7 protein-coding genes are annotated in these 7,966 nt (G+C 70.0%); 4 read left to right on the top strand and 3 right to left on the bottom strand.

Going from position 1 to position 7,966, the window contains the following annotated elements:
• Nucleotides 1–45: 45 nt before the first annotated feature.
• On the bottom strand, nucleotides 46–1,956 hold the full coding sequence (locus SAHL_RS16445; RefSeq protein WP_123592503.1) for an efflux RND transporter permease subunit: 1,911 nt from the start codon (nucleotides 1,954–1,956) through the stop codon (nucleotides 46–48).
• Nucleotides 1,949–3,073: an efflux RND transporter periplasmic adaptor subunit gene (locus SAHL_RS16450; RefSeq protein WP_123592504.1), complete on the bottom strand. Its 1,125-nt coding sequence runs from the start codon at nucleotides 3,071–3,073 to the stop codon at nucleotides 1,949–1,951. The genes SAHL_RS16445 and SAHL_RS16450 overlap by 8 nt, the downstream gene beginning before the upstream one ends.
• Before the next feature lie 87 nt (nucleotides 3,074–3,160).
• Here SAHL_RS16450 and SAHL_RS16455 point away from each other — a divergent pair, with 87 nt between their 5' ends.
• From SAHL_RS16455 to SAHL_RS16470, 4 genes are read left to right on the top strand one after another with little or no spacing between them, the layout of a single operon-like run.
• A complete protein-coding gene (locus tag SAHL_RS16455; protein WP_123592505.1) occupies nucleotides 3,161–3,784 on the top strand; it encodes a TetR/AcrR family transcriptional regulator in 624 nt (207 codons plus the stop codon).
• A 48-nt stretch (nucleotides 3,785–3,832) separates the two neighbouring features.
• Complete coding sequence (locus tag SAHL_RS16460) at nucleotides 3,833–5,965, top strand: FUSC family protein (RefSeq protein WP_123592506.1); 2,133 nt, start codon at nucleotides 3,833–3,835, stop codon at nucleotides 5,963–5,965.
• The gene (locus SAHL_RS16465) at nucleotides 5,955–6,173 is read left to right on the top strand and encodes a DUF1656 domain-containing protein (protein WP_123592507.1); all 219 of its coding nucleotides are present in this window, start codon (nucleotides 5,955–5,957) and stop codon (nucleotides 6,171–6,173) included. The genes SAHL_RS16460 and SAHL_RS16465 overlap by 11 nt, the downstream gene beginning before the upstream one ends.
• A gap of 12 nt (nucleotides 6,174–6,185) precedes the next feature.
• Entirely contained in the window at nucleotides 6,186–7,160 is a 975-nt protein-coding gene (locus tag SAHL_RS16470; RefSeq protein WP_123592508.1) for an efflux RND transporter periplasmic adaptor subunit, read from the top strand.
• A 219-nt stretch (nucleotides 7,161–7,379) separates the two neighbouring features.
• On the opposite strand, the gene greB is transcribed toward SAHL_RS16470, so the two are convergent.
• On the bottom strand, nucleotides 7,380–7,865 hold the full coding sequence (gene greB / locus SAHL_RS16475; protein WP_123592509.1) for a transcription elongation factor GreB: 486 nt from the start codon (nucleotides 7,863–7,865) through the stop codon (nucleotides 7,380–7,382).
• Nucleotides 7,866–7,966: the final 101 nt, after the last annotated feature.

A 7,966-nucleotide genomic window follows, 5' to 3' on the forward strand; every position in this document is an offset into this window, starting at 1 on the left:
TGTCCAATCTCCAGGCTTTGGGTGATTGGACTCCAGATCGACGTGCTACTCAATAGCGGGGGATGGTCGGTAGTGCTCCGCGAAATCGATGATTGGGCTGTTGCGCGCCAGCGTGTCGGTGATCACCACCAGCCGGGCCAGCTGGGGCGAGGCCGGCGCACGCCGCAGGTTGTAGAAGAACGTCGGCCCGCCGTCACCGACGAAGGTATGGATCGCGCGCACGCCGGCATGCGCGCGCACGGCGCGCGCGAGCCGCTGGGCGCTCGCCTCCGTGCGGTCGATGTGGGCGCCTTCCGGCAGCGACAGATCGATGACCACGGCGGTGCGATCGGCCGGCGGGAAGAATTCTTCGTCCAGCCAGATCTGGCTGGCCAGCGCCGCGGCCATGACCAGGCCGCCGGCCACGATCAGCAGCGTGGGGAAACGCAGGGTCAGGCGGGCGAGATGGGCGCCGAGGCGGTCGATCAGCCCCGGCCCAGTCCCCGCATGCCGTCGCAGCGCGAACTGGCAGACCAGCGGTGTCACCGTGACCGCGAAGAGGTAGCTCACGGTCAGCGACAGCATGATGGTGATCGGCAGCGCCCGCGTGAAGTCCGCGGTGTTGCCTTCGGAGAGCAGCATGGGCACGAACGCCGCGAGCGTGGTGCCCGTGGCCGCGAACAGCGGTCCGGCGAGTTCGCGGATGGCGCCGGCAGCGGCCGCGGCGGGGGTGTCGCCCGCATTGAGACGGCGTTGCACGTCCTCGCTCATGACGATCGCGTTGTCGACCAGAATGCCGAGGGCGACCACCAGCCCGATGATCGCGATCTGGTGCAGGATGCCCCCGCCCAGAGCATACAGCGCGATCGTGGTCAGCGTGACCAGCGGCAGCAGCATGGCGACCACAACCCCGAGCCGCAGCCCCATGAACACGAACAGCACGAGCAGGATGATGGCGACCGAGATCAGCAGGTTCAGCGACAGATCGTCGAGCCGGCGTTCGGTCTGGGCCGGCTGGTAGAACATCTCCCGGATCTCGAGTGGTGCGATCATGGGCCGGATGGCGTCTACCGCGTCGCGCAGCCGTTCGCCCAGCGCGACCACGTTCACGCCCCGTTCGGCGATGATCTCGACCCCCACGCCGCGGTTACCGTCATGCCAGAGCGCACCGCGTGCCGGCACCGCCTCGCTTTGGTGGACTCGTGCCAGTGCCGACAGCGGCAGCGTGCCGCCGTCCGGCAGACCGATGGCCATGTCGCGGATGGCGTCGATGTCGTCGAAATCGGTCGCCGGATCCAGATTCACCGAGGCGCCGGCGAGCCGGAGCGTCCCGCCGCGGGTCACGCGGTTGTTCGCGCCGATATCGGCGGCGATGCCGGCGGGCGAGACGCCGTACCGGTCCATCGCGGCATCGTCGATGGTGATCGTGACCTGGCGGCCCGAGTCGCCGTGGAGCTCGGTGGCGGCGACGCCGTCCACGCCCAGCAGATGGCGGCGCAGCGTCTTCGCTGCATCGCCCAGTATCCGCGGCGGCGCATCGCCGGTCACCGCCAGCACCATCAGGCTGGCGTCGATGATGCGATCGTCGAGCTGTGCTTCGCCGACACCGGCCGGATAGTCCCGCGCGGCGTCGTCCATGGCCACGCGCACGCGGTCCCAGGCGGTGTCGGTGTCATAGATCTCATCGCCGAGCTGGATGGTGAACACCGCCATGCCCTGCCGCAGCGTGGTGTCGATCGTGTCCACCGCGGCGATCTCGGCGATCTCTTCCTCAAGCGGGCGGGCGACGAGGCGTTCGATACGCGCCGGCCCGGCCCCGGGGAAGGCCACGGTCACGATCGCGGCCCGATACGGAAACGACGGGTTCTCCTGCCGGTTCATCTGCAGATAGGCGAGGGCGCCGGCCAGCACGAAGACGGCGACCAGCGCCCCGATCAGCCGCGCCTGGCCCGGGATGCGCCCGGCGAGGTCAGTCATGGGCGCCGTCCGCGCCGTTGTCCTCCAGCACGCGTACCGTCTGGCCGTCGACGAGATTGTGCAACCCGCGGGTGACCACGCGTTCGTCCACCTCGAGCGCGCCCTCGACCCGCACCGACTCGCCGATCAGTGTCCCCGGAGTGACCGGTATCGCGTGCGCCACGCCGTCGCGCAGCACGTAGACCCGCGGCGCATGGCTCAAGCCGGGGCTGGCGATCGCGCTCGCCGGTACCAGCAGGCCCGGTTCGCTCGCCGCGGAAACGTGCCAGCTCACGCTCAGGCCGGGGCGCAGCGAGTCGGTCTCGTCGAGCGCGATGACGGCCCGGAAGAGTTCGCCGCGCCCGCCGCTGGCCCGTGACAGGCCGGTGAGCGTGCCCGCGATCTCGCGCTGTGCGAACAGGGGCAGCGTCAGCCGGGCGCTGTCACCGATCTCGAGTGTCTGAACCAGCCGTTCGGGCACGCCGAAGGCCACCTCCAGCGCGCGTCCGCCGCTGAGTGCCACCACGGGCTGACCGGCGGGTACGAACTCGCCGGGCTCGAAGAACACGCGCGTCACGCTGCCGGCGATGGGCGCGGTCAGTGTCAGTTCGCCCGCGGCGTTGACCGCGCGTTCGCGCTGGGCGCGGGCGTTGTCGAGCTGTGCGGCGAGGCTGTCGCGGCGTGCCCGGGTGTCCTCGAGTTCCTGGCGGGTAGCCGCGTCCTGTTCGACCAGCCGACGCACGCGCCGCAGATCGCGCTCGGCCTGTTCGACCCGCGTCTGCAGTCCCCGGACGTCCGCGGCGGCCGCATCGGCCGCGGGGCCGAGTTCGGGCTGGTCGAGGCGGGCCACGAGATCGCCGGCCGCCAGTTCCGCGCCGATGTCGACCGGCCGCGCCGCCAGTCGTCCGCTGGCCTGAAAGGCCAGTCGCGCGCGTTGCGCCGCGCGGGCCACGCCGCTGAGGGTATAACGTTGGTCGGCATTGGCGCGGCGCACCGTGGCCACGCGAACCGCCTTGATGTGGTCGGTGGTGCGGTCCGCAGTGGCGGTTCGACCGTCGTCGGTGCAGCCGGCTGCAAGCATGCCGCCCAGCACGGCGATGCCCATGAGACGACGCGCCCGGCCTGGCCGTTTTGTCATTGTTCTCCCTGCACCCGCGGCGCACTGCGCGAACGACCACGCTAGGTCGGGATGTTGACGCTGTCAACACTGTGCTAGCCTTTCGTCATGCGTACCCGGTCGCTTCGTGACGGTGATCGCTATCACCACGGCGATCTGTCCAATGCCTGCGTGCAGGCCGCCCTCGATCTGTTGAACGAGGGCGGTCGTGGCGCCGTGACCCTGCGTGCGGTCGCGCATCGTATCGGCGTGTCGCGCAGCGCGCCCTATCGGCATTTCGCCGACAAGCAGTCGCTGCTGGCGGCCTGCGCGGCCCGCGGTTTCGATCGGCTCGTGGCCGAGGCGGAGGCCGTCGTCGCGACATGCGAGCGCTGCGATGTCGACACGCTGCGCGCCCTGCTGGGTTGCTACGGGCGTTTCGGCATCGCCATGCCGCACCTCTACCGGCTGATGTTTGCCTGCGAGTTCCGCGGCGGCGCGTATCCCGAGCTCGAGGCGGCGGCCGGGCGCGTCTGTCATCAGCTCCATGAGACGGTCGAGCGCGGCCAGCGGGCGGGTACCCTGCGCCCCGGCGAAACCGCCGACAGCGTGCTGTTGCTATGGTCGAGTCTCCACGGTCTCGTATCGCTGTGCAACGATCTGGCGCCCAGTGCGGTGCTCGACAGCAGCGATCTGGCGTGCCAACTCGACCGGGTCTTCGCGGTGGTCCGGCCGGCGTTCGCGCCGTCATAGCGCGCAGGGCCGGTGCAACGGTCAGGGGCTGTCATGCCCGGCATTTAAATGTATAATACACAAATGTCGCGTCTCGCCTGGCTGTTCGCCCCCAGCGCCGAAAACGTCTCGTTCGCGATCCGCTGCTGCGTGTCGATCGCGCTGGCGCTGTATCTCGCCTTTCGGCTGCAGCTCGACAACGCCTACTGGGTGTTCATCAACGTGGCCATCCTCATCCAGCCGCTGCCGGGCTTTCTGGTGGTGCGCGGCTTCGCGCGGCTGCTGGGCACCTTCGTCGCCGGCGCGGTCTCGATCGCCCTGATCGCGGCGTTCGCGCAGAGCTACATGTTGTTCAGCGTGGCGCTGGTCGGCTGGGTGAGTCTGATGGTCTTCTGCGCGAGCCTGTTCCGGAACAATCTGTCCTACGGCTTCGTGCTGGCCGGCTACGTGACCATGATCGTCGGCGTGCGGGCGATGTCGGACCCGGCCACGGTGTTCTCGGTGGCCGTCGCGCGCACGGCTGAGACCGCGCTCGCAGCGGTCGTCGCGGCGTTCGTGAGCGTGCTGCTGGCACCGGGGACGACGGCGCGCAAGTATCTGGCCGCGCGGGTGGCGGCGCTGCGCGCGATCGGCACGCAGTTCGGACGGCTCAAGCGCGACCCGGACGAGGCGCCGGCCGCCGCGGGCGCTGGCGAGGACGATCCGCGCAGCCCGCATCCCGATCTTCATCGCCTGGTCGAGACCACACTCTCTCTCGAGCAGACACGGCGCTATGCGCGCTACGACGAGCCGCGCTTCGCCGAACACGACCGGCTCGCGCGGCGTCTGGACTACGAGCTGCTGGCGCTGGTCAGCGCCATGGCCTCGCTGCAGGTTTATCTGGCCAAGTTCGGCCAGGGTGTGGATCGGCGGCCGCTGCAGGCGCTGGACGAGGCCGCCGACCTGATGGCGCGCGACCCCGACGATACCGGCGCGCTCCGACGGGCCTTCGGCCAGGCGTACACGCGCATTCTGGAAACGGCTCGCGCGGACCGCGCCAACGACCGTCGCCGCTCGCTGGTCGACTGGGTCGTGATCAGCCGGGCGCTGGATCTCGCGAGTCGGATGCGCGCCGCGGTGGTCAAGCACGAGATGCTGCTCACCGAGCGCGGCGCCGGCCGGCGCACCCGGCGTTCCCGGCCCGAGTTCGCGGTGCCGGTATCGGTGCGTGAATCGTTGCGCACGACCGCACGGGCGGCCGTGGCCATGGGCATCGGCGCAGCGATCTGGGCCACCCACGCCGAGCCGGCCCTCAACGGCATGATGGTGCTCACGGCCGTACTCACCACCCTGTTCGCGCTCGGCGACAATCCGGTCGGCGGCGCGCGCGGCTTCGGCATCGGCGCGGCCTGTGCGGGGGTGGCTGCATTCGTCGTGAATTTCGTTCTGCTGCCCGCGGTCAACGGCTACGTCATGCTCATGGTCGTGCTGCTGCCGTTCGTGTTCGTCGCCGCGCTGGCCATGGCCACCCCGAGGCTCGCGCTGGTGGGGCGGATCTCGCTGGTCACCTTCGGGCTGCTGGTGCATCCGGACAACAACGCCCGTCAGGACTTCGTCAGCTTCGCCGAGGCGCTGATCGGCGCGGAGCTGGCGGTCTTTCTGGCGCTGGCGGCGTTCACACTGATCCTGCCGGTCTCGTCCCGGGGGCTGCTGCGCGAACGTCTGGCGGGTATGTTCGGCGAGCTTGCCCGCGGCTTCACCGGCTCGCGCGAGCGCTTCGAAACGCGGGTCTATGATCGCCTGCTGCGTCTGCCGGTGGCCGCCGATCGCGGTGAGACCCATGTCTCGGCGCGTCAGGCCGCCTTCGCCGCGGTCAACATGGGCCTGGAGGCGCGTTCGCTGCGGGTGCTCGCCGCCCGCGCCGGCTTCGACGAGCCGACGCGGGCTGGCGTGCGGACCGCGCTGGCGGAACTCGAACGCCTGTTCGCGCACGGCTACCCCGCGGTGGAGCGTGTGTTCGAGGTGCAGGCCAAGACCAATGCGCTGGCGCGCCGTATGCTCGACGAGGCGGTGACGTTCACGCCGCGCCGCCGGATGCGCCACGGCGTGCGCGCGGCGGTGGCCGCCGAGCTGGTGGCCGCGGCACTGGCCGACTACGGCCTGGCGCGCGAGAATGCCGACGGCACGGCCATCCGACTGGGGGAAGCCGACGTTGTCTCCTGAGCAGCTTGCCTTCGGCGGCATCTACCTGCCCATATTCCTGGTCTTTCTGGCCGGCGCCGGGCTGATCTATCTGCCGCTGCGTTTCCTGCTGCTGCGAATGCGCGCCTATCGGTTGTTCTGGCATCCGGCGCTGGCCGGCGCGGCCCTGTTCATCATCGTGTTGTCCCTGCTCCTGCTGGCGTTCGGCCCGTGGGCGGGCCGGGTCTGAAGGCTGGATCGAATGGCGGAATCAAGGGATGTGTTTCGGATCGTGCTTCGGGTCGTGGCGACCCTGCTGCTGGTCGCGGTCGCCGCGGTGCTGGCGTGGTTCGCGTGGCAGCACTACGTCTATGCGCCCTGGACGCGCGATGCCCGTGTCCAGGCGGACGTCGTCAACGTGGCCCCGGAAGTCTCGGGCACCATCACCGAGGTGGCGGTGCGCGACGATCGCTACGTCGAGGCCGGCGATCCGCTGTTCCGGATCCAGCCGATCCGGTTCGAGAATGCGGTCGACGAGGCCGAGGCGGCGCTGGCCCAGGCCGAGGCCCAGCGGCGCTTCGCCAGTCAGAATGCCAGCCGTCTCGAACGACTGCCGGCCGGGGGCGTGTCGACACAGGAGCGTCAGCAGGCCGAGTCCGAACTCGTGGCCGCGAACGCCTCGGTCCGCCAGGCCCGCGCCCGGCTCGCGCAGGCGCAGCAGGATCTGGAATGGGCCAGCGTGCGCTCGCCGGTCAACGGCTACGTCACCCATCTGCAGCTCGACGAGGGCGATTACGCCAGCGAGGGCCAGTCGGTGATGACGCTCGTCGACGTCGATTCCTTCCGCATCACGGCCTATTTCGAGGAGACCAAGCTGCCGCGCATTGACGTGGGCGACCCCGTGCGGATCAGCCTGATGGCCCGTGATGGGCCGCTGCGCGGTCACGTGGCCAGCATCGGTCACGGCATCGCGGTCGCCAACAACGCGCCGGGTGAGCGCAACCTGCCGAACGTCGACCCCACCTTCCAGTGGGTGCGTCTGGCCCAGCGCGTGCCCGTCACCATCGACTTCGATCGCAGCCCGACCGATCTCGGGCTGAGCGTCGGCCTGAGCGCCACCGTGCATGTCCAGCCCGACAGGGCCGACGCGCGCGATGCGGCGGTGGGCGAAGACGGCCTCATCGGACTGCCGGCAGAGCGCACCGCGCCGGACGGCGACGGCGGGGCGACGGACTGAGCGGCGTCGCGTCCGCGCCACGGTGTCGATGGTGCGGCCGGTTGCCCGGCCGAGCATTCGCGCGCGGATCACAACGGTGCATCAGGCGCAGGCCTCGCCGGTACGTCGCCCTGGCCCCGTGCGTACGGTCCGGCGTGGTGTGCGGTTCGCGGTTCGAGCCGTAATTCGTCACGGCAGGTGCGAAAGCGAAACGGTGACAGGCGGCCCGTGCGGCCGCGTCTAGTCGTGCGGCGGCGTGTAGTGGATGGCCTCGATCTCGAATTCGCGTTCGTTCTGGGGCAGGCTCACGGTCACGATGTCGCCGACGCGCTTGCCGAGCAGCGCCCGCGCCACCGGCGAATTCAGGCTGATCGCACCCGCGGCGGCGTCGGTCTCGTCCGCCCCGACGATGCGGTAGCGATGGCGTGCGTCCGTGTCGTCGATCACCGCGACCCAGGCGCCGAAAAAGACGACGCTCGGATCGTCCGGGGCACTGTCGACCACCGTGAGTTCGTCGATACGCCGGCCGAGATAGCGCACCCGCCGATCGATCTCGCGCAGCTCCTTCTTGCGATAGATGTATTCGGCGTTCTCGGAGCGATCACCCTCGGCGGCGGCGGCCGACAGCTCGCGGGTGACGTGCGGACGCTTCTCGCGCCAGAGGTAGTCCAGTTCGTCGGCCAGCTTCTGCCAGCCGGCGCGGGTGATGTAGTCGCGTCGTGTCACGCGGTGTTGCTCGCGGTGGGATGCGCAGGCGCAAAGCTTAAAAGAAAGGCCCGCGTGCCGTTAAGCAAGCGGGCCCGCTGCCGCCACGGCGGGCGGGGCCC

This window comes from Salinisphaera orenii subsp. halophila YIM 95161, from assembly GCF_003732545.1.
Lineage (GTDB): Bacteria > Pseudomonadota > Gammaproteobacteria > Nevskiales > Salinisphaeraceae > Salinisphaera > Salinisphaera orenii_A.

Bases quoted from the DNA above. Each gene is read 5' to 3' on its own strand.
- SAHL_RS16445 (WP_123592503.1), bottom strand. From the start codon at position 1,956: ATGACTGACCTCGCCGGGCGCATCCCGGGCCAGGCGCGGCTGATCGGG.
- SAHL_RS16450 (WP_123592504.1), bottom strand. From the start codon at position 3,073: ATGACAAAACGGCCAGGCCGGGCGCGTCGTCTCATGGGCATCGCCGTG.
- SAHL_RS16455 (WP_123592505.1), top strand. From the start codon at position 3,161: ATGCGTACCCGGTCGCTTCGTGACGGTGATCGCTATCACCACGGCGAT.
- SAHL_RS16460 (WP_123592506.1), top strand. From the start codon at position 3,833: ATGTATAATACACAAATGTCGCGTCTCGCCTGGCTGTTCGCCCCCAGC.
- SAHL_RS16470 (WP_123592508.1), top strand. From the start codon at position 6,186: ATGGCGGAATCAAGGGATGTGTTTCGGATCGTGCTTCGGGTCGTGGCG.